Here is a 20,361-nt window from a genome sequence, read left to right on the forward strand (position 1 = left end):
CCCTCTGACGCACCGTCCGCGCGGCCCGTTCCGCGTTCACCCGAAAAGCCCCCGGCGCCACACGGCCGGGGGCTTTTCCGGCCCCGGACCAAAAACCGCTCACTCGGACCTGCCAAGTCGACACACCGTTAGCTGTCCCCTTCTGTGGGGATATCAACCCGTTCGACAGTGGGAGGCACGGTGCGGTCGGAGGGCTACGACTACGACACCTACAGCCGGCTCGCGGGTCCGCTCACGGAGCCGGAGCCGACGGGGTACCGGGTGCGGTACAAGAGCCTGCTCTCGACGGAGAAGCACCGAATAAGAGCCGTCCTGCTGATGACGCTCGCCCCCGTGCTCACCGGCATCCTCCTGCTCTACCTGGTCTGGCCCACGCACTGGACCGACCGGGAGAACGGGGAACGCTGGCTGGTCGTCGCCGACACCGTGATGCTGGTGTCGATCGCCCTGATCGAGCTGTTCATGCTGGTCAACGTGGTCTCCATCGCGCACGCCACTCTCGTCGCGCGGGACCCGGTCCCGGTGACGCCCGAGCCCGGCACCCGGGTCGCCTTCCTGACCACGTACGTCCCCGGCAAGGAACCCCTCTCCATGGTCCGCGCCACCCTCAAGGGCGCTGTACGGATCGAACACCCCGGCCCGCTGGACGTCTGGCTCCTCGACGAGGGCGACGACCCCGGGGCCCGGATGCTCTGCGCGGAGCTCGGCGTCCACCACTTCACCCGGCGCGGGGTCCCCGAGTGGAACCGCGACAAGGGCGCCCACAAGGCGAAGACCAAGCACGGCAACTACAACGCCTGGATCGCCCTGCACGGCGGCGACTACGACTTCTTCGCCTCCGTCGACACCGACCACGTGCCCATGCCCAACTTCCTGGAGCGGATGATGGGCTACTTCCGCGACCCGGACGTCGCCTTCGTCGTCGGACCGCAGGTCTACGGCAATTACGACTCGGCCGTCACCAAGGCCGCCGAGTCGCAGCAGTTCCTCTTCCACGCCCTGATCCAGCGCGCGGGCAACCGCTACGGCGCCCCCATGTTCGTCGGCACCAACAACGTCGTGCGCATCGCCGCGCTGCGCCAGGTCGGCGGCCTGTACGACTCGATCACCGAGGACATGGCCACCGGCTTCGAGATCCACCGCCGCCGCAACCCGCGCACCGGGCACTACTGGCGTTCCGTCTACACCCCCGACGTGCTCGCCGTGGGCGAGGGCCCCGCCTCCTGGACGGACTTCTTCACCCAGCAGCTGCGCTGGTCGCGGGGGACGTACGAGACGCTGTTCAAGCAGTACGGCAAGGCGCTCTTCCGGGTGCCCCCCGGGCGGCTCCTCAGCTACACGCTGATGCTCGTCTACTACCCGATGACCGCCGTGAACTGGCTGCTCGGCATCCTCAGCTGTGTGCTGTTCCTCTGGTTCGGCGCGTCCGGCACCCAGGTCGCCGCCTCCATCTGGCTGATGCTCTACAGCGACGCCGCCGCCCTCCAGATCGGGCTCTACCTCTGGAACCGCCGCCACAACGTCTCGCCGCACGAGCCCGAGGGCTCCGGCGGCCTCGCGGGCATGGCCATGTCCGCGCTCTCCGCGCCGATCTACCTGAAGTCGCTGGGCTCGGCCGTGCTGCGCACCGACGGCCGGTTCGTCGTCACGCCCAAGGGCGGCCAGGCCTCCCCTGACCGGCTGCTCACCTTCCGTATCCACCTCTTCTGGGCGGCGGTCCTGCTGTCCTCGCTCGCCGCTTCGGTGTACCTCGACCACACCCATGTCGCGATGCGCACCTGGGCGACGCTGGGCCTCGCGATATCCCTCTCCCCGGTCGTCGTCTGGGCCTGGACCGTGCGGCAGGACAAGCGCGCCGAGGCCGCCCGCGCTGTCCCCGTACCGGCGCCCCCGCCGCCCGAACCGGCGTACGTCACCACGACGACGGCCCCCGCCCCGTCGCCGACCACCACGGCGAGCGCCGGCACCACCGCCACCACCACCGCAGGAGGGAACTGAGCCATGGCCTACCGGCCCTCGAAGAAGACGAGGAAGACGCTCCTGGGCGGCGGCGCGGTGGTGCTGCTCGCCGGGCTGAACGCGCCCGCGGCGCTGTCCTTCACCGAGGACAGGTACCACGCGTACAAGATCGACCAGCCCGCGTACAAGGCGGAGTACGGCTCCTGGGAGCGGGTGAACATCCCGAAGGAGTACCGCACCAACGCGATCCACGCGGCGCTCCTGCACACCGGGAAGGTCCTGATCGTCGCGGGCTCCGGCAACGACGAGAAGCATTTCGACGAGGGCACCTTCGACACCGTGCTGTGGGACCCGGCCGAGAACACCTTCCAGAAGATCCCCACCCCGGAGGACTTCTTCTGCGGCGGCCACGCCCAGCTCCCCGACGGCCGGCTCCTGATCGCGGGCGGCACCGCCCGCTACGAGGTGCTCGACGACAAGGTGAAGCGGGCCGGCGGCGGGATGCGGGTCAAGAACGAGAACCCGGACAAGCCGCTGAAGCTGAAGAAGGGCACGGTCTTCCGTTCGCCGTCGGGCATCGAGTACAAGGCCAGGTTCGACGTCACCGTGCCCAAGGCCAAGCGCGAGTTCGAGGTCACGTACTTCAAGAGCGGCCAGATGAAGCCGTGGAAGACCAAGGTGACCGCCGCCGAGCAGCGGGTCTTCGTCGAGGCGGTGAACGAGGGGCCGGACGCGGTGGCGACGGACGCCGCCCAGTACGAGATCGTCGGGCTCAAGGGCAAGGAGGCCGACAACTCCTACGGCCTCGCCGAGAAGATCACCATGGACAAGCAGGACTTCCAGGGGATCCGGGCCGCCTACGAGTTCGACCCGACGGCGGAGAAGTACATCAAGGTCGACCCGATGATGGAGGCCCGCTGGTACCCGACGCTCGTCGGTCTTGAGGACGGCCGGGTGCTCTCCGTCTCCGGTCTCGACGACGTCGGCGCGATCCTGCCGGGCGACAACGAGATCTACGACCCGAAGACCAAGAAGTGGTCCAAGGGCCCCTTCCACTACTTCCCGACCTACCCGGCGCTGTTCCTCACCAAGGGCGGCAAGCTGTTCTACCCGGGCGCCAACGCCGGTTACGGACCGGCCGACAAGGGGCGCGAGCCCGGGATCTGGGACCTGAAGAAGAACACCTTCACCAAGGTCCCCGGCCTCACCGACACCGACCAGCTGGAGACGGCGGCCTCGCTGATGCTGCCGCCCGTGCAGGACCAGAAGGTGATGGTGCTGGGCGGTGGCGGGGTCGGCGAGTCCAAGAAGTCCACGGCCCGCACGGCCGTCATCGACCTCAAGGAGGCCGGCCCGGCCTTCAAGCCCGGACCCGACCTGCCGCAGGGCACCCGCTACCTCAACAGCGTGATCATGCCCGACGACACCGTCTTCACCAGCGGCGGATCCGAGGACTACCGGGGCCGCGGGGACAGCAACATCCTGAAGGCGCAGTCCTACGACCCGAAGACCAACACCTTCAAGGAGGCCGCCGAGCCGACGGTGGGCCGCAACTACCACTCCGAGGCGCTGCTGCTGCCCGACGGACGGGTGGCGACCTTCGGCTCCGACTCCCTCTACGGCGACAAGGACAACACCAAGCTCGGCAAGTTCGAACAGCGCATGGAGGTCTACACCCCGCCCGCCCTGCACCGCGGCAAGGACAAGCGCCCGGTGATCGGCAACGGCCCCGAGAACGCCGAGCGCGGCGCGACGGTGACGTACGAGAGCGCCGACGCGGACCGCATCGCGACCGCCCGGCTGATGCGCCCGAGCGCCGTCACCCACACCACCGACGTCGAACAGCGCTCCATCGAACTGGGGCTGAAGAAGGCCGGCGGCAAGCTGAGCGTGACCGTCCCGGACGACCCCACGCTGGTGCCGCCCGGCTGGTACATGCTCTTCGTCACCGACACCGACGGCATCCCCTCCGAAGCGAAATGGGTCAAGGTCGCCTGAGGAGGCATAGCGGGGAGCACCCGCGCGCGTCAGTACGGTCAGGGAGGGCAGGGGGCCCGCCCGGGAAGAGAAGGTGACCGTGGACGCGGCAGGCCAGGAGAGCTTCCGGGAGTTCGTCAGCAACCGTTCACCGGCGTTGCTGAAGACGGCCGTCCTGCTCAGCGGCGGCGACCGCCACGCGGGCGAGGACCTGTTGCAGAACGCGCTGATCAAGGCCGCCGGGCGATGGGGGAAGATCGACGAACCCGAGGCGTACGTACGTCAGATCCTCTACCGGCAGCAGGTCAGCCGCTGGCGGCTGAAGGGCCGCAGACGGGAGCTGACGGTCGCCGAGCCGCCCGACCGCGGCAGCGGCACGGACGGTGCGGGCGCCACCGAGCTGCGGCTCGTGATGCGTGAGGCCCTGTCCCGGCTCACCGCCCGGCAGCGCACCGTCCTCGTGCTGCGCTTCTTCGAGGACCTGCCCGAGGCCGACGTGGCCCGGCTCCTCGGCTGCTCGGTGGGCACCGTGCGGTCCACCACCCACCGCTCCCTGGCCCGGCTGCGCGCCCACGCCCCCGAACTCACCGCCCTCGGCGGGCCCGGCGCGGAGCAGCCGTCGGCCCGCAATCTCGCTGCCGTGGAGGTAGGACCGTGAACGTCGAGGAACTCGTCCGTGACTCCCTGCGCGAGCAGGCCTCCGGCATCGCGCCCCCGCGCTCCGGGTTCGCCGACCGGATTCTCGCCGTACGACGGCGTCGCCGGGCCCGCACCCTCGCCGCGGTCGCGGGCACCACGGCCCTCGTCGTCGCCGCGGCCGTCGGCGTACCCACGCTGCTCGACGCCGGACCGGACGACGGCCGGGGGCGGGGCGTCCACGTGGTCGGCGGTGAGGTCCCGGCCCACGATGTCCAGAGCCATGTCGACCAGTCCCCGCCGCGCGACAGGATCGCCGTCGGCGACCAGGTCCTCGCCGCCTACTACACCTCCGAGAAGGTCCGCCAGCCCAACCGCGACGAGATCGTCGAGCGGACCTACTCGGTGCTGAACCAGGAGACCGGCCGCTACGAGGTGGACGAGCGCTGGTCCTTCCTCGCCGTCGCCCCCGGCATGCGGACCGCCGCCGTTCTGGAACGCGAACTGCCCGCACCCCGCATCGGGCTGCTCGACCTCCGTACCGGCGAGATGACCCGCTGGATCCCGCTGGCCCAGGGCGTCGGAGGGCTGGCCTTCTCGCCCGACGGCAGCAAGCTGGTGGCCACCACGTACGACAAGAACCCGGACCGCGCCTACTGGTCCCACAAGGTCGAGGTGAACGGCGCCTACGAGCCGTGGCGGGTGCCCTGCCGCACCGGGTTCGCCGTCGTCGACGTGGCGACGGGAGAGTCCGACTGGCACGCCCTGCCCGCGTTCTCCGAGGGCGGCGGGAACTTCGGCTCCGGCGAGAACCTGCGCTTCAACAACGACGGCACCCTGCTGTACGAGCCCATCAACATGAACCCGGGCGTCGTCTACCGCGACTTCACCGGCAAGAAGGTGGCCGTCCCGGCCGAGGAGGCATACGTCGACCTCAGGTTCGCGCCCGCCGGCCTCTCCCCGGACGGCAAGCTCGTCGCCGGTCCCTTCGCGGGCGGGGTGAAGACCACCGCCACCCAGGTCCTCGACCCCCGGACGGGCAAGCGCGTCGCCAAGCTGCGCGGCCAGGAACTCCTGGTCTGGGTCGACAACGAGCGGCTGATCGCCTGGGACATCGCCCCGGGTGGCGGGGAGCACGAGAACCGGCTGGTGCTGGTCGGCATCGGCAGCGAGAAGACGGTCTCCCTCAGCGGCGCCCGCACGCCCAAGGACCACTCCCCGAAGCGCTGGGAGCCGGTGTTCGCCCGGGGCTGAGAGGCCGGGTTCAGGCGGCGGCGCGGCGGCCTCAGGAGGCGGCGCGGCGGGCGAGGCCGAGGGCGTACTCCGGCCACCAGTCGCCGGCCGGCGGGCCGCCCCGGCAGGTGCCGTCGGAGTCGCCGGGCCGCTTGATCCACAGGTAGGCGTCGAGCCGGTCGTCGCCGGTGTCGGTGGTCGGGGGCGTGCCGAGCCCCCGGCCCGGCGGGTTGCACCAGGCTTCCTCACGGCCCCCGGACAGGGGGCCGTTGCCGTTGCGGCTGGTGTCGATCACGAAGTGCGCGCCGCCCACCGCGTCGGAGAGCTGTCCCGCGTACGTCTTCACGCTGGCGTTCGACTGGAAGTTGGAGACGTTCAGCGAGAAGCCGTCGGCCCGCTCGACGCCCGCCTGCCGCAGCGGCTGCGCCATCTTGGCCGGCTCGTCGATCCAGTCCGGGTTGCCCGCGTCCAGGTAGACCTTGGTGTTCGGGAGGGCCTTGAGGGTGTCCACCGCCTCGGAGAGGAGCTGGTAGCGCTCGGCGTGGTGCTCGGGCGGGGTGCAGCCGTCCGTGATGTGGGGGAGGGCGTCCGGCTCCAGGATCACGGTGGCGGGCGCGTCCCCGACGGCGGCGGCGAACTCCCCGATCCAGGACCGGTAGGCGTCCGCGTCCTTCGCGCCGCCCGCGGAGTACAGCCCGCAGTCGCGGTGCGGGATGTTGTACGCCACGAGCACGACGGTCTTCTTCGTGCGGGCGGCCGACCGCACGGCGGCCCGGATCCCCGGGGCCGGGTCGTCCCAGGCGGGCCAGTCGGCCACCGGCCGCTCGGAGATCCGCCGCAGCATCTTGGCCTCCGCGTCGCGCCCCTCCTTCTCCCAGGCGCGCACCTGGCGGGCCGCGTCGCTGTTCGGGTCGACCCAGAACGGGGAGGCCGCGCCCGGGGCGGGCTCCCCCCGGACGGGTCCGCCCTCCTCCTCGGCGGCCCCGGTGACGCGCGGCTCGGGCGTCGAGCACCCCGCGGTGAGGGCGGTCGCCAGGGCGAGGGCGGCCAGGACACGGACGGTACGGGGGAGAGCGCGCGGGACGATGCTGCGGCCGGACATCCAGACCCCTCGGACGGCGGTGGCTCACGGACACGGGGAAACACGGTGAAGCAGGGGCAATCGTGACATAACGGTTACAGGGAGTGGTGGCGCGACACCGTCCGTGACGCGTCCGCGCGTACGCCCGCGGGATCTGTGACGCGTCGGCCTCCACGCCCGCCGGGGCCGTGACGCCTCTGCCCCTACGCCCGCCACCGCGCCCTCAGTCCGATGCGGCCAGCGCGATCCCCAGCGGGGTGCGCTCGTACAGCACCTGGTGCCCGTAGCGCCGTGAGGTCAGCAGCCCGGCCCCGCGCAGCACGGACAGATGCGCCGAGACGGACGAGGGGGCGAGGCCCAGCCGGTGTGCCAGCGTGCTGGTCCCGGCCGGTTCGTCCAGCGCGCACAGCACATCGGCCCGGACCCGGCCCAGCAGCCGGGCGAGGGCCTCCGGCGTCCGCTCCCCGGCCTCGCTCCACAGCCCGCCGATCCCGCGCGCCGGGTAGATCAGCCCGGGCTGCCAGGGCTCCAGGTGGCCGCCGACCACCTCGGGCCAGACGAAGACGCTCGGCATCAGCACCAGCCCCTGGCCGCCCAGCACCTGGTGGTGGTCGCCCCGCGTCCCCTTCACGGTGAGTGTCGAACCGTTCCAGCTCAGCTGGGTGCTCACCTCGCCCAGCAGCCCTTCCAGGCCGCTGTCCGCCAGCCGACGGGAGTGGTAGGCGATGTCCGCCTCCAGCAGGGCCCGCAGCCGGGGCCAGTACGGCTCGATCAGGGTCCGCCAGACCTGCTCCAGCAGATCGGCGAGCTCGTGCACGGCCCGTGCCGGATCGGCCAGCAGGCGCCGGCCCGTCGCGGATTCCCGGGCGCCGGGCCGTTCCGCCAGCGCCAGCGCCATGTCCGCCCACGCCACCTCCGGGTCGACCGCCCGGACGCCCGCGATCTCCTCGTCGAAGGTGGCGAACGGGCCGATCGGCGGCGGGCAGATGAAGTCCGGGTTGTGGCCGCCGTCCGGCATCAGCAGCCACAGCGGCTCCAGGTCCAGGGCCGCGGCCGCCTCCCGGATCCGGCGGAGCCACGGCAGGTGGTAGCCGTGCCGGTGACGGCGGGCCAGGGTGCGCACGGCCTCCTGGGTCTCGAACAGCGGCGACAGGGCGAACCGGCAGCGCAGCAGGTCGCTCTCCCCGAAGTGCAACTGGAACGGCACGCCTCTCCCTCCGCCGCGAAGCCCCGGCCCGGTCCAACATTCGGCCTGAGCCGAAAGTCTACGGAGAGCGAGGGGCCTGGCCCCAGTCTCGACCCATGCCGACCGACAGCCCCGCCCCGGCGGACACACCCCGTACCCCGCCCGCCCCGGCGGCGCAGGCCCCGGCTCCCGCCCCGGAGCGTGCCCACCGTGACCCGGGCCCCGGGCCCACGCTCCGGGGCCCCGACGCCCGGCCGGGGGCCGCAGGGGGACCGGCCCTGGCCCCAGGCCCCGGCGTCCCGGCGCTCCAGGCCTCCGCCGCCCAGATCTCCGACGCCCCGACCTCCGCCCCCGACGCGCCGGCCCCCGCCGCACCGACACCGGCTCCCGCCCCCGGCGCCCCCGGGCCCCGGGACTCCCACGCTCCGGCCCCCGCCGCACCGGGAGCGACCCCCGCCCCCGCCACCCCGCGCGGCTACCGCGCCGTCTTCGCCGTGGCCGAGTTCCGGGCCGTCTTCGCCGCGCATCTGCTCTCGTTGCTCGGCGTCGTCGTCAGCGAGCTCGCGCTCACCGTGCTCGTCTACGACCTCACCGGCTCCCCGCTGCTCAGCGCGCTGACGTTCGCCCTGGGGCTGCTCCCGTACATCGTCGGCGGCACGCTCTTCGCCGGGGTCGCCGACCGCTACCCCGCTCGCCGCGTCCTGGTCGTCTGCGATCTGCTCTGTGCCGCCTGCGTCGCCGTGATGCTCGTGCCCGCCACCCCGGTCGCCGGACTCCTCGCGCTGCGCTGCCTGGTCGCCGCGATCGCGCCCGTCTTCACCGGGACCCGGATGGCCGCCCTCACCGACATCCTCGGCGAGGGCGACCTCTACGTCCTGGGCCGCTCCCTCCTGCGGATCGTCTCGCAGAGCGCGATGCTCATCGGGTTCGGCGCCGGCGGGGTGCTCCTCACCGTGCTGTCCCCGCGCGGCGCGATCACCGTCACCGTCGTGACCTTCCTCTGCTCGGCCGCACTCCTCCGCTTCGGCACCCGCGACCGCCCCGCCCGCTCCACCACCGGCGACGGCGCGGGCGGGACTCTCCTCAAGCAGTCGCTCTCGGGTGCCCGCCTCGTCCTGGGCGACCGCCGCATCCGCGCCCTGATGCTGCTGTTCTGGCTGCCCGCGATGTTCGTCGTGGCTCCCGAAGCGCTCGCCGCCCCGTACGCCGACGCGATCGGGGCCTCGCCCGCCGCGCTCGGGCTGCTGCTGTGCGCGATGGCCGTCGGGCACATCGGGGCCGAACTGTTCGTCGGATCCGCGCTCAGCCCCCGTAACCGCTCCCGGATCGTCCTGCCGGTCGCCGCCGTCGGCCTTCTGCCGCTGCTCGTGTACGCGGTCCGGCCCGGGCTGCCGCTCGCCCTGGCCGCCCTCGCGCTGGCCGGGGCGGGAGCGGCGTACGTCATCGGGCTCGACCAGTGGTTCGTCGACGCCGTGCCCCAGGAACTGCGCGGCCGGGCCATGACCCTGCTCACCGCCGGGCTGATGACCGTCCAGGGCCTTGGGATGGCGCTTGCGGGGCTCGCGGCCGAGTTCTTCCCGGTCCACCAGGTGGTCGCCGGATCCGGAATCATCGGTACCGTCTGCGCGCTCCTGCTCGTCGCCGAAGTCCGCCGGACGGCCCCGGACAGCCGCCCCGTACCGAAGAACGAGACGGGGCTGACCGGCATATGACCAGTCGGTAAGGTCAATGCCGTGCCGAAGCCGCTCAGCCTTCCCTTCGATCCCATCGCCCGCGCCGACGAGCTCTGGCAGCAGCGCTGGGGACCCGTGCCCTCGATGGGGGCGATCACCTCGATCATGCGGGCCCAGCAGATCCTGCTCGCCGAGGTCGACGCCGTCGTCAAGCCGTACGGGCTGACCTTCGCCCGGTACGAGGCGCTGGTGCTGCTCACCTTCTCCAAGGCGGGGGAGCTGCCGATGTCCAAGATCGGCGAGCGGCTGATGGTGCACCCCACCTCGGTCACCAACACCGTGGACCGGCTGGTGAAGTCCGGCCTGGTCGACAAGCGGCCCAACCCCAACGACGGCCGCGGAACCCTCGCCTCCATCACGGACAAGGGCCGCGACGTCGTCGAGGCGGCCACCCGGGACCTGGTCGCGGTCGACTTCGGGCTCGGGGTGTACGACTCCGAGGAGTGCGCCGAGATCTTCGCCATGCTGCGCCCGCTGCGGGTGGCGGCCAAGGACTTCGAGGAGGGGTGAGCGCGGGTTTCCCGTGCGGGTGGGGCCCGTCCCGCCGGAGGGGCCGGGCGAAGATCGCCCCGGACGTCCGGTTACGCTCGATGGCATGAAACAGAACGTGCTCACCCGCTACCGGGTGATGGCCTACGTCACCGCCGTCTGGCTGCTCGTCTTCACCGCGGCGATCATCGCGAAGTACGGCTTCGAGACCGGCGACACCATGCTGATCTCCCAGATTCACGGCGTGCTGTTCATCGTCTACGTCGTCTTCGCCTTCGATCTCGGCTCCAAGGCGAAGTGGCCCTTCGGCAAGCTCCTGTGGGTGCTGGCCGCCGGCTGCATCCCCTTCGCCTCGTTCTTCGTCGAACCGAAGGTCAGCCGCGAGGCCCGCGCCCTGGTCACCGACCCGGCCCCGGCCCCCGCGAAGGCCTGAGGCCAGGGCTTCCGGATCACCCGAACCGCCCCGCGCGCAAAGCGCCGGGCGGTTGGTCATCGACATTTAGTAGGACGTCCTAGTAAATTCGAGGGTATGGACGCTGACGCGATCGAGGAAGGCCGCCTCCGCTGGCAGGCCCGTTACGACAAGGCCCGCAAGCGTGACGCGGACTTCACCACGCTCTCCGGGGACCCGGTCGAGCCCGCGTACGGGCCCCGCCCCGGCGACACGTACGAGGGGTTCGAGCGGATCGGCTGGCCGGGGGAGTACCCCTTCACCCGCGGACTGCACCCCACCGGCTACCGGGGCCGGACGTGGACGATCCGCCAGTTCGCCGGCTTCGGCAACGCACAGCAGACCAACGAGCGCTACAAGATGATCCTCGCGGCGGGCGGCGGCGGCCTCAGCGTCGCCTTCGACATGCCGACGCTGATGGGCCGCGACTCCGACGACCCGCGCTCGCTCGGCGAGGTCGGCCACTGCGGGGTCGCCATCGACTCCGCCGCCGACATGGAGATCCTCTTCGGCGACATCCCCCTCGGCGACGTCACCACCTCCATGACGATCAGCGGCCCGGCCGTCCCCGTCTTCTGCATGTACCTGGTCGCCGCCGAGCGCCAGGGCGTCGACCCGGGCGTGCTCAACGGCACGCTCCAGACCGACATCTTCAAGGAGTACATCGCGCAGAAGGAGTGGCTGTTCCAGCCCGAGCCCCATCTGCGCCTCATCGGCGACCTGATGGAGCACTGCGCCGCCTCCATCCCCGCCTACAAGCCGCTCTCCGTCTCCGGCTACCACATCCGCGAGGCCGGGGCCACGGCCGCGCAGGAGCTGGCGTACACGCTGGCCGACGGCTTCGGCTATGTGGAGCTGGGCCTCTCGCGCGGCCTGGACGTCGACACCTTCGCCCCCGGCCTCTCCTTCTTCTTCGACGCGCACCTCGACTTCTTCGAGGAGATCGCGAAGTTCCGCGCCGCCCGCCGCATCTGGGCCCGCTGGATGAAGGAGACGTACGGCGCCAAGACCGACAAGGCCCAGTGGCTGCGCTTCCACACCCAGACCGCCGGGGTCTCGCTCACCGCGCAGCAGCCGTACAACAACGTCGTACGGACGGCCGTCGAAGCCCTCTCCGCCGTCCTCGGCGGCACGAACTCGCTGCACACCAACGCCCTCGACGAGACCCTGGCGCTCCCCTCCGAGCAGGCCGCCGAGATCGCCCTGCGCACCCAGCAGGTGCTGATGGAGGAGACCGGCGTCGCCCATGTGGCCGACCCGCTGGGCGGCTCCTGGTACGTCGAGCAGCTGACCGACCGGATCGAGGCCGAGGCGGAGAAGATCTTCGACCAGATCAGGGAGCGCGGCACCTGGGCCCACCCCGACGGGCAGCACCCCATCGGGCCGATGACCTCCGGCATCCTGCGCGGCATCGAGGACGGCTGGTTCACCGGCGAGATCGCCGAGTCCGCGTTCCAGTACCAGCGGGCCCTGGAGAAGGGCGACAAGCGGGTCGTCGGGGTCAACGTCCACCACGGCTCGGTCACCGGCGACCTGGAGATCCTGCGGGTCAGCCACGAGGTCGAGCGCGACCAGGTCAGCCAGCTCGCCGACCGCAAGGCCGCCCGCGACGACGCCAAGGTCACCGCGGCCCTCGACGCGATGCTCGCCGCCGCCCGTGACGGCTCGAACATGATCGCGCCGATGCTCGACGCCGTACGGGCCGAGGCCACGCTCGGCGAGATCTGCGGGGTGCTGCGCGACGAGTGGGGCGTCTACACGGAGCCGCCGGGCTTCTGACGTCGGCTCAGGAGAACAAGCGCCCGGCCGGGGTCTCCCGGTCGGGCGCTTCGTCGTGCGCGGCGGTCGAGTCCGGCTGCCGGGAGCGTACGGAGGGCGGGGCGTGCGGGGTACCCCCTTTTCTGGTGGGTATCCCGGTCTCCGACCGGCTGCTTTGGTTGCCTCCATGGTCGCTCACCCGCCGTCTTCCGCCTGACGTCCGCTCGACGCGGAGCCACGCCGGTCCAGTGCTCTCGGACCTGGTCGCGGGACGGTGCGGCGGTGGGCACGGAACAGAAATGGGAGGCATTCCTGTGCAGTTCTCACCGAAGGTGATCGCCACCGCCCTCGCGGCGGCCGTCGCGCTGGGGGCCGGTGTCGTCGGCACCGCTCACGCGTCCGCGGCACAGACGGCCCCGCCGGCCGCCGTGACGGTCGAGAAGGCCGCATCGGCGGCGGAGGACGGCCGCGCCCTGTTCGGCGGCCTGGTCTTCACCCAGGGGCGGGTGGCCGACAGCCTCATCGCGGGCGGCTACTACCGGAGTTCGAAGGAGATACTCAAGGAGAACCGCAGCGCCAAGTCCGTGGCCGCGGTCGGCAAGCTGATGGACATCATGGAGAAGAGCGAGCCGGGCTTCTTCGCCGGGCTCTCCGCCGACCTCCGCAGCGGCGACCCCCGACGGGTCGAAGCGGCACTGGACCACACCTCGGCGCTTCTCAAGAACCACGTCAAGGTCATCGAGAAGAGCGGGGACGGCAGCACCGGGGCGTGTGTCGCCGTCGTCGTCGCGGTGAACGTCGCGGTGGTCGGCAACGTCGTCGCCGTCTACAACGCCGAGGTGGCGTGGGACGTCCAGCACTTCTGGATGGAGCAGCGGCCGATGCTGTCGGCGGAGGAGAGCATCGCCCTCCTGACGACGCTTCTGAAGGACGCCTGACGGCGGCGGGGTGTCCGGAGCCGGTCCCTCGGCCCGGACACCCCGCCGGACCGACACGTCAGCCGTCCCGCACCGTTCTTCCCCGGCACCCCGGTGCCGGGGAAGAACGGTGACCGCGTCGAGCAACGAGCGAAGGAAGACCTCGTATGAACTGGCCAGCGAGCGGCCGCCGGTGGGCCCGGCTGTCGGTCTCCCCGCCCCGTACCCGTCGCGTCCCGCGGTCCCTGGCGGCAGGAGTCACCGCTGTGTGGGCGGTGCTCCTCCTGTATGTGGTGCAGACACAACTGCCGGACAACGCGGTGAAGTTGCCGGGACAGCGCTCGGTGGAATCCACGACGCGGACCGTGGTCCCCCAAGGGTGGGCGTTCTTCACCAAGTCCCCGAGGGAGACGGACATGGACCCCTACGGCCTGGTCGACGGCGCCTGGCGCGGCCTGCGGTCGGGCCGGCACGCCGAGTACGGCTTCAACAGGGAGTCGCGAGCCCAGGGCCTGGAGATCGGCCTGCTGTTCTACCAGGTCCAGGACACCAAACCCTTCGCATGTGAACGCCGGGCGCTGACGGACTGTCTCGACCGCGCGAGCGCGGACATCACCCCGGTCGGCAACCCGTCTCCGTCGCCCACCCTGTGCGGCCGCGTCGCGCTGGTCGACCAGCTGCCCGTTCCGTACGCCTGGCGCGACTTCTACGCGGACACCCACACGCCGGAGAGCGTGCGGGTCCTGGAGGTGAAGTGCGGATGAGGTCCTTCCCGTCGCCGTGGACCAACGTCTACGGACTGGCACGCACTCTGCTGGCCCTTGCCACGTCGGGCACCCTTCTGTGGAGCGGTTCCGACACACTCTTCCGCCCGTCCGCGGGCCGCGACGACATCGTGGGCTGCGACGGCCTGCGGTCGGTCGGCCTGTTCTGCCACGTTCCGGAGCAGCGGTTGGACGTGGCGCGCCTGGTGTGCGTGGCGGTCCTGCTCGTCGTCGCGTCCGGCTGGCGGCCCAGGTGGACGGCGCTGCCGCACCTGTGGATCACCTACAGCGTCTGGGCCAATATCGCCATCCCGGACGGCGGCGATCAGATCGCGTGCAACCTCGCCGTCCTCCTCGCCCTCGCGGCCCTCGGTGATCCCCGGCGCTGGCACTGGGACGATCCGCCGGAGGAGCGGACAGGCTCGGTACGCTCGCAGGTCACGGCCTTCGCCTGCTGCTCCGCCCTGTTCATGGCCCAGTTGCAGATGTCGTTCCTGTACTTCCAGGCCTGCGTCGCGAAGCTTCCCCACACGGAGTGGGCGGACGGAACCGCGATGTGGTATTGGACCAACAACCTCGCTTTCGGCGCTCCCGGGTGGCTCCAACCGGTGGTGGACCTCGTCGTCCGGCAGCCTCTGGGGGTCGCGGCACTGACCTGGGTGCCCCTGTTCATCGAACTGGGCCTGGCCCTGGCCCTTCTGCTGCCGCGGCGCTACCGCCTGTACCTGCTGGTGGCCGGCTTCGTCTTCCACTTCTCCATCGCGCTGATGATGGGGCTGTGGAGCTTCGCCTTCGCCATGTGGGCGGGGCTCGTCCTCCTCTGCCTCCCGCTGGGCGCGCACCTGCGCGCCGGGCCCGGGCCCCGCGCGCAGGGTCTCACCCAGCCTGAGCGCCGGCCAGCCCCAGCAGCAGCAGTGAGGTGAAGCCGTTCGCCCACTCGGCGTCCACCGGCTCCGCGCTCACCAGGGCCCGGTGCACCACCGCCCCGGCGATCACGTCGAAGATCAGGTCCGCGTTGCGGGCCGCGGCCGACGCGTCGTCCTCGTACCGCAGTTCGCCGCGGGCCTGGGCGCGCTCCCGGCCCAGCAGCACCAGCCGCTTCTGCCGGTCCACGATGGCCGAGCGGATCCGCCGGCGCAGCGAGTCGTCCCGGGTGGACTCGGCGACCACCGCCATCAGCGCCGTACGGGCCTCCGGCCGCTCCAGCAGCGCGGCGAACTGGAGCACCACGCCCTGCACATCGGCGGCCAGGCTGCCCCGGTCGGGCAGCTCCAGCTCGTCGAAGAGGACCGCGACCGCGTCCACGACCAGCTCGTTCTTGCCCGCCCAGCGCCGGTAGAGCGTCGTCTTGGCGACCCCGGCCCGGGTCGCCACATCGCTCATCGTCAGCTTCGACCAGCCGAGATCGACCAGGGACGCCCGCGTCGCCTCAAGGATCGCGGCATCGGCCGCGACGCTGCGCGGACGTCCTGTTCGGGTGGCTTTGGGGTCGGTGTCGCTCATGATGCGGCGACCATACCGGTCGGTAGGGAGAACGGTTGTGGCCCGGGGCCCGTGAGACAGATCACCGGGCTCACCTGTTCCGGCGGGCCGATCGGCAGTTACGCTACGGGTCGTAGCGTAAGGAAGGCGGCCAGGATCGCCCCGGACGCCACGGAACGCATGAGCGACAGCCACCGGGGCCTTCACGAAGGCCCCAGGCGCCGGGTGGGGACCCGGAGCCGCACGGACCGGCCCGGATGGGGATCCGGCAGGTCCACCCGGGTCTTTCAGAGGCCCACCGCCGATCCGGTCCGTCCGCCCTCGCATGCCGGCGAGGGCCCCGGGCCGGGCCGGTTCTCGCGCCCGCTTTTCGAAAACGGCGCGCTCTCGGGGGAGGATGTACGTATGCAGCCTAGGAACATGTCCATGAGCGGCGTTGTCGACCTCGCCGCCGTCAAGGCGGCCGGAGAGGCCAAGGCCAAGGCGGAGCAGGCCCGCGCGGAGGCCGCCCGCACCGGGGGCGCCGGCGCCGTGTCGCCCGCCGCCCTGGTGATCGACGTCGATGAAGCCGGTTTCGAGCGCGATGTCCTCCAGCGCTCCGCCGAGGTCCCCGTCGTCATCGACTTCTGGGCCGAGTGGTGCGAGCCGTGCAAGCAGCTGGGCCCCCTGCTGGAGCGCCTGGCCGTCGAGTACAACGGCCGCTTCCTGCTGGCCAAGGTCGATGTCGACGCCAACCAGATGCTGATGCAGCAGTTCGGCATCCAGGGCATTCCGGCCGTCTTCGCCGTCGTCGCCGGCCAGGCCCTCCCGCTCTTCCAGGGCGCCGCCCCCGAGGCCCAGATCCGCGAGACGCTGGACCAGCTGATCCAGGTCGGCGAGGAGCGCTTCGGCCTCACCGGGATCGCCGTCGACCCGGACGCCGGGGCGCCGGGCGCGGCCCCGGCCGAGGCGCCGGCCGGTCCGTACGACGCACTGCTGGAGGCCGCCGCGTCCGCGCTCGACGCCAATGACTTCCCCGGCGCGATCCAGGCGTACAAGAACGTCCTCGTGGACGACCCGGGCAACCCGGAGGCCAAGCTCGGCCTCGCCCAGGCGGAGCTGCTCGGCCGGGTCCAGGGCATGGACCCGCAGGCGGTCCGCAAGGCGGCCGCGGACAACCCGGGCGATGTGGGCGCCCAGATCGCCGCCGCCGATCTCGACCTGGTCGGCGGTCATGTGGAGGACGCCTTCGGCCGGCTCGTCGAGGCCGTCCGCCGCACGGCCGGCGACGACCGGAACACCGCCCGGCTGCGGCTGCTGGAGCTGTTCGAGGTGATCGGTCCGGAGGACCCCCGGGTCACCGCCGCACGCACCGCGCTGGCCCGCGTTCTGTTCTGACGGAACACCGGCCGGGCACCGCCCCGGCCCGCCGTCCGCTCCGGACGAGCCCGATTGTGCCGAAGTGACAAGACGGCCGCACCGCCCACCGGGCGGCGCGGCCGTTTTGCCGTTCCGGCGCCGAAGAACGGCTCCGCACGCCTTCGCTTTACCAAATCTTGACAAAGATGCAAGCTGTTACTCGCAGTAAACCGGGCGGGCTGTTCTGTCCTGTTTCCAGGATGTTTCCCGCTATTCCGATGTCCCTTTCGTGCCACCCTGCGTCGTCGCCCGATGCCGCCCTGTCGTCCTGTGGTTATCGGGCCGTTACTAGCCAGTAACGATCCCCCTTGTGCCGGGGCCGTGAATGCACCACGATCGGCCACGCTCGGTCCAATGCCTTCAGCCCGGTCTCCAGCCGGTGTCCGAGGGTCTGTTGGGTCCCCACCGGGTGGGTCGGCGGCAGAGGCGCCGACCGCGGACAGGGGGGTTCCCGCTCACGGGCGGGGCCTGTCCGACCGGCCGTGCGGAAAGCGCGGCCAGTGGTTGTCGCTCGGGGGTGAACGCCGGTGGATCGGATGCGGGACACGTCTCCGATACGGGCGCTCTCCTTCCCGAGGACGTAGCACTTCTCCCATCCCAGGACGGGCACGATGCCCGGCCTGAGATGTACGTCCGAGAAGAAGGAGCAAGTATGGGTTCCCAGGTTCGCGGTGGGACGAGATGGAAGCGGTTCGCTCTGGTCATGGTGCCGAGCGTCGCCGCGACGGCCGCGGTGGGCATAGGCCTGGCCCAGGGTGCGCTGGCGGCTTCGTTCAGCGTTTCCGGCCAGAGCTTCAAGGTCAGCACCGACAAGCTGGAGGGCGAGAACTTCGTCCAGTACGGCAGCGTCGCCGTCGGCAAGGACCTTGAGGGCAAGGAAGCGGCGCACGCGGTCGCGGTGTCGGGCTTCAGCGACGCCACGATCACCAACATGTGCCAGTCGGTGGTCACGCCGAAGGTTCCCTTCATCGGCAACGTCAGCCTCATGCTGAACGCCGGTACGAACCCGAAGAAGCCGGTCAAGGCGACCAACCTCTACCTGGACGTCGCGCAGCTCGACGCCGACGCCGAGTTCGAGAACATCGACATCGGCGTCGCGGCCGGTTCGCTGAAGAAGCCGAACAAGCCCGGGAGCATCGGCATCCAGCCCGGCACCCAGGCGAAGGAGGAAGGCTTCGCGCAGCGCGCCGACAAGGCGACGCTGACCAACGTGAAGCAGACGGCGTGGGCGACCACCGCCGGCACCTTCAAGCTCAGCGATCTGAAGCTGAGGCTGCACACGGGCGTCAAGGAGTGCTTCTAGCACTCGCCCGGGTGGCCGGAACGCCCCTCGGCGGGGCTTTCCGGCCGCCCACCCCTTCTCCTTCACGGCAGTACCGGTTCCAGGGAGCTGTTTTCCATGAGCCCCGAGTCCACAGGGCAGAACGAGCACTACCTTCGCGTCGCCCGGCGACGCTTCCGCGCCTGGCGGGGTGACCGGCCGTTCTGGGCGGGTCTGTTCACCATCCTCGGCGGTGCACCCATCGCCTATTTCCCTTACGCCGATCTGCACCTCGGCAACATGACGCTGACGATGTCCACCACCGCCGGCGCCGGGTCCCTGATCATCGGCGTACTGCTGATCACGCTGGGCCTGACCATGTGGTTCCACCACATCGTGCGGGTCTTCGCCGGTATCGCGGCCATCCTGCTCGCGCTGATCTCCATACCCGTGGCCAACATCGGCGGCTTCCTCATCGGGTTCCTCTTCGCGCTCATCGGCGGAGCCCTGTCCGTTTCCTGGGCGCCGGGCCGGCCGGAGGACGAGGAGACGCAGGCCGAGAAGGCCGCCCCGTCGGGCGAGCAGCCGTACGAGGAGCGCCCCGAGGGCGAGCTCCAGGGTGCGGCGGCCGTACCGCAGCAGCAGGGCGCCGAGTTCGACGCGGCGGCCGACGCCGAGGGCGGGAGGCATCGTGCTGGGTGACGACGGACAGCGGGCGGACGCCCGCCTCGGCGACGGACTCCCCGAGCGCAAGGGTCCCCGCCACGCGGCCCCCCGGAAGTCGCTGCTGACCAAGCTCCACCTGCCCAGCGGCAAGAAGGCGCTGGCGCTCGCGGCGATGCCGACGGCCGTCTTCGTGGGCATGGGCCTCACGCCCAAGCTGGCCCTGGCCGAGGACCGCATCGAGAACCCGTTCGCGCCCGGACCCTGCGTCACCCGGTCCGACGAGCCGAGCGAGTCCGAGTCGCCCGAGGCCACCCCGTCCCCGTCGGCGACGGCGAAGGACGAGAAGAAGGACGAGAAGCCCGCCAAGGGCGACGCGGCGACCCCGAAGCCCTCGGCGAGCGGTTCCGCGACCGGTGCGGCCAAGGACCCGGCGGCGGACGAGAAGCCCGCCGCGGATGCGGACACGTCGGCGCAGTCCGCGGAGGAGAAGCCGTCCGCGACCCCGACGCCCACCAAGTCGAAGAACCCCCTCGACCCGCTCGGCCTCGGCGACGCCCTCAAGGACCTCTTCGACCCGGACAGGAACAAGGACGAGGACAAGAAGGACGAGGAGTCGGCGAGCCCGTCCCCGAGCCCCACCACCGAGGCCCCCAAGGCGTCCGAGAAGCCGAAGGACACGGCGAAGGAGCAGCCGAAGGACCCGGCCGAGGGCGCCGCCGACCAGGCGAAGGAGACGGCCGGCAAGACGGCCGAGGCCATCCGCGAGGCGGCCCAGAAGGCCGGCCGGGACGTCGAGGAACTCGACGAGGACGTCAAGGGACTCGACCCCAAGAAGGACGAGGACATCCCCGACGGCGCGAAGCCCCGCTTCCCGTGCCCCGAGGCCGACCCGGACGCGCTCGCCGCGGCCGAACTGGAGCCCGGCATCCCGCTGCTGCCGTCCGATCCCTGGACCCTGGAGTCGACGCGGCTCACCCTCAGGGGCCTGGACTACCACGGCATCGTCGAGGTGAAGAAGGCGGACGGCAGCATCAAGAAGGTGCTGAAGTTCACCGCCAGCTCCATCGACATCAAGGACCTGCACCAGCTGACCGTCGGTCCGGCGGGCACGACGGGCCATGTGAAGTCCCGTCCCGGCTCGACGTCGACGATCCGCAACGGCGAGGTGACGATGTACACGGAGGAGCTGAAGGGCAATCTCTTCGGCCTCATCCCGGTCACCTTCAGCCCGCAGACCCCGCCGCCGCTGAACGTCCCCATCGCCGTGTTCACCAACGTCACGGTCAAGCAGGCCGGCCAGTTCGGCGGCACGCTCACCGTTCCCGGACTGAAGAACTACCTGGAGGGCGGCAACGGCTGACAGCAGCCCC

The 20,361-nt window shown here is 71.3% G+C and carries 18 protein-coding genes; 15 read left to right on the forward strand and 3 right to left on the reverse strand.

Annotated features, from left to right (window positions below; translation table 11 throughout):
- Positions 1-180: 180 nt before the first annotated feature.
- From A3Q37_RS27290 to A3Q37_RS27305, 4 genes are all read left to right on the forward strand, one after another.
- Positions 181-1,998, forward strand: a complete 1,818-nt coding sequence (locus tag A3Q37_RS27290; RefSeq protein WP_176711519.1) for a glycosyltransferase family 2 protein — start codon at positions 181-183, stop codon at positions 1,996-1,998.
- 3 nt (positions 1,999-2,001) lie between these two features.
- Complete coding sequence (locus A3Q37_RS27295) at positions 2,002-3,957, forward strand: galactose oxidase-like domain-containing protein (protein ID WP_065488272.1); 1,956 nt, start codon at positions 2,002-2,004, stop codon at positions 3,955-3,957.
- A gap of 79 nt (positions 3,958-4,036) precedes the next feature.
- A complete protein-coding gene (locus A3Q37_RS27300) occupies positions 4,037-4,594 on the forward strand; it encodes a SigE family RNA polymerase sigma factor (protein WP_065488302.1) in 558 nt (185 codons plus the stop codon).
- On the forward strand, positions 4,591-5,826 hold the full coding sequence (locus tag A3Q37_RS27305; protein ID WP_065488273.1) for a hypothetical protein: 1,236 nt from the start codon (positions 4,591-4,593) through the stop codon (positions 5,824-5,826). Before A3Q37_RS27300 ends, A3Q37_RS27305 begins: the two co-directional genes overlap by 4 nt.
- Before the next feature lie 31 nt (positions 5,827-5,857).
- Here the strand turns inward: A3Q37_RS27305 and A3Q37_RS27310 are convergent, their stop codons facing one another.
- Positions 5,858-6,907, reverse strand: coding sequence for a glycoside hydrolase family 6 protein (locus A3Q37_RS27310; RefSeq protein ID WP_065488274.1), 1,050 nt, complete (start codon positions 6,905-6,907; stop codon positions 5,858-5,860).
- A gap of 202 nt (positions 6,908-7,109) precedes the next feature.
- Positions 7,110-8,093: a DUF5937 family protein gene (locus A3Q37_RS27315; RefSeq protein ID WP_065488275.1), complete on the reverse strand. Its 984-nt coding sequence runs from the start codon at positions 8,091-8,093 to the stop codon at positions 7,110-7,112.
- Between the two features lie 95 nt (positions 8,094-8,188).
- On the opposite strand from A3Q37_RS27315, the gene A3Q37_RS27320 reads away from it, so the two are divergent.
- The 7 genes from A3Q37_RS27320 (at position 8,189) to A3Q37_RS27350 (ending at position 15,107) form a co-directional block, all read left to right on the forward strand.
- Entirely contained in the window at positions 8,189-9,784 is a 1,596-nt protein-coding gene (locus tag A3Q37_RS27320; RefSeq protein WP_255311963.1) for an MFS transporter, read from the forward strand.
- A 21-nt stretch (positions 9,785-9,805) separates the two neighbouring features.
- Positions 9,806-10,315, forward strand: a complete 510-nt coding sequence (locus tag A3Q37_RS27325; RefSeq protein WP_065488276.1) for a MarR family winged helix-turn-helix transcriptional regulator — start codon at positions 9,806-9,808, stop codon at positions 10,313-10,315.
- 85 nt (positions 10,316-10,400) lie between these two features.
- Positions 10,401-10,727, forward strand: a complete 327-nt coding sequence (locus A3Q37_RS27330) for a DUF3817 domain-containing protein (RefSeq protein WP_030079230.1) — start codon at positions 10,401-10,403, stop codon at positions 10,725-10,727.
- A gap of 96 nt (positions 10,728-10,823) precedes the next feature.
- The gene (locus A3Q37_RS27335) at positions 10,824-12,524 is read left to right on the forward strand and encodes a methylmalonyl-CoA mutase (RefSeq protein ID WP_065488277.1); all 1,701 of its coding nucleotides are present in this window, start codon (positions 10,824-10,826) and stop codon (positions 12,522-12,524) included.
- A gap of 278 nt (positions 12,525-12,802) precedes the next feature.
- Entirely contained in the window at positions 12,803-13,441 is a 639-nt protein-coding gene (locus tag A3Q37_RS27340) for a hypothetical protein (RefSeq protein WP_141693615.1), read from the forward strand.
- A gap of 146 nt (positions 13,442-13,587) precedes the next feature.
- On the forward strand, positions 13,588-14,184 hold the full coding sequence (locus A3Q37_RS27345) for an SdpA family antimicrobial peptide system protein (protein WP_065488279.1): 597 nt from the start codon (positions 13,588-13,590) through the stop codon (positions 14,182-14,184).
- The gene (locus A3Q37_RS27350) at positions 14,181-15,107 is read left to right on the forward strand and encodes a sporulation-delaying protein SdpB family protein (protein WP_065488304.1); all 927 of its coding nucleotides are present in this window, start codon (positions 14,181-14,183) and stop codon (positions 15,105-15,107) included. Before A3Q37_RS27345 ends, A3Q37_RS27350 begins: the two co-directional genes overlap by 4 nt.
- On the opposite strand, the gene A3Q37_RS27355 is transcribed toward A3Q37_RS27350, so the two are convergent.
- Positions 15,061-15,687 (reverse strand): TetR/AcrR family transcriptional regulator, encoded by a 627-nt coding sequence (locus A3Q37_RS27355; protein ID WP_065488280.1) that lies wholly within the window; start codon positions 15,685-15,687, stop codon positions 15,061-15,063. The genes A3Q37_RS27350 and A3Q37_RS27355 overlap by 47 nt on opposite strands.
- A gap of 384 nt (positions 15,688-16,071) precedes the next feature.
- Here A3Q37_RS27355 and A3Q37_RS27360 point away from each other — a divergent pair, with 384 nt between their 5' ends.
- The 4 genes from A3Q37_RS27360 (at position 16,072) to A3Q37_RS27375 (ending at position 20,351) form a co-directional block, all read left to right on the forward strand.
- Positions 16,072-17,043, forward strand: coding sequence for a tetratricopeptide repeat protein (locus tag A3Q37_RS27360; RefSeq protein WP_079138010.1), 972 nt, complete (start codon positions 16,072-16,074; stop codon positions 17,041-17,043).
- A gap of 673 nt (positions 17,044-17,716) precedes the next feature.
- The gene (locus tag A3Q37_RS27365) at positions 17,717-18,367 is read left to right on the forward strand and encodes a DUF6230 family protein (RefSeq protein WP_065488282.1); all 651 of its coding nucleotides are present in this window, start codon (positions 17,717-17,719) and stop codon (positions 18,365-18,367) included.
- 96 nt (positions 18,368-18,463) lie between these two features.
- Positions 18,464-19,027, forward strand: coding sequence for a DUF6114 domain-containing protein (locus A3Q37_RS27370; protein WP_065488283.1), 564 nt, complete (start codon positions 18,464-18,466; stop codon positions 19,025-19,027).
- Positions 19,017-20,351: a hypothetical protein gene (locus A3Q37_RS27375; protein WP_065488284.1), complete on the forward strand. Its 1,335-nt coding sequence runs from the start codon at positions 19,017-19,019 to the stop codon at positions 20,349-20,351. Before A3Q37_RS27370 ends, A3Q37_RS27375 begins: the two co-directional genes overlap by 11 nt.
- The last annotated feature ends 10 nt before the right edge of the window (positions 20,352-20,361 follow it).

Source organism: Streptomyces sp. PTY087I2, assembly GCF_001687325.1.
Taxonomy (GTDB): Bacteria; Actinomycetota; Actinomycetes; order Streptomycetales; family Streptomycetaceae; genus Streptomyces.

Bases quoted from the DNA above. Each gene is read 5' to 3' on its own strand.
- A3Q37_RS27330 (WP_030079230.1), top strand. From the start codon at position 10,401: ATGAAACAGAACGTGCTCACCCGCTACCGGGTGATGGCCTACGTCACC.
- A3Q37_RS27370 (WP_065488283.1), top strand. From the start codon at position 18,464: ATGAGCCCCGAGTCCACAGGGCAGAACGAGCACTACCTTCGCGTCGCC.
- A3Q37_RS27320 (WP_255311963.1), top strand. From the start codon at position 8,189: ATGCCGACCGACAGCCCCGCCCCGGCGGACACACCCCGTACCCCGCCC.
- A3Q37_RS27360 (WP_079138010.1), top strand. From the start codon at position 16,072: ATGCAGCCTAGGAACATGTCCATGAGCGGCGTTGTCGACCTCGCCGCC.
- A3Q37_RS27345 (WP_065488279.1), top strand. From the start codon at position 13,588: ATGAACTGGCCAGCGAGCGGCCGCCGGTGGGCCCGGCTGTCGGTCTCC.
- A3Q37_RS27295 (WP_065488272.1), top strand. From the start codon at position 2,002: ATGGCCTACCGGCCCTCGAAGAAGACGAGGAAGACGCTCCTGGGCGGC.
- A3Q37_RS27340 (WP_141693615.1), top strand. From the start codon at position 12,803: ATGGGAGGCATTCCTGTGCAGTTCTCACCGAAGGTGATCGCCACCGCC.
- A3Q37_RS27310 (WP_065488274.1), bottom strand. From the start codon at position 6,907: ATGTCCGGCCGCAGCATCGTCCCGCGCGCTCTCCCCCGTACCGTCCGT.
- A3Q37_RS27350 (WP_065488304.1), top strand. From the start codon at position 14,181: ATGAGGTCCTTCCCGTCGCCGTGGACCAACGTCTACGGACTGGCACGC.
- A3Q37_RS27365 (WP_065488282.1), top strand. From the start codon at position 17,717: ATGGGTTCCCAGGTTCGCGGTGGGACGAGATGGAAGCGGTTCGCTCTG.
- A3Q37_RS27355 (WP_065488280.1), bottom strand. From the start codon at position 15,687: ATGAGCGACACCGACCCCAAAGCCACCCGAACAGGACGTCCGCGCAGC.
- A3Q37_RS27335 (WP_065488277.1), top strand. From the start codon at position 10,824: ATGGACGCTGACGCGATCGAGGAAGGCCGCCTCCGCTGGCAGGCCCGT.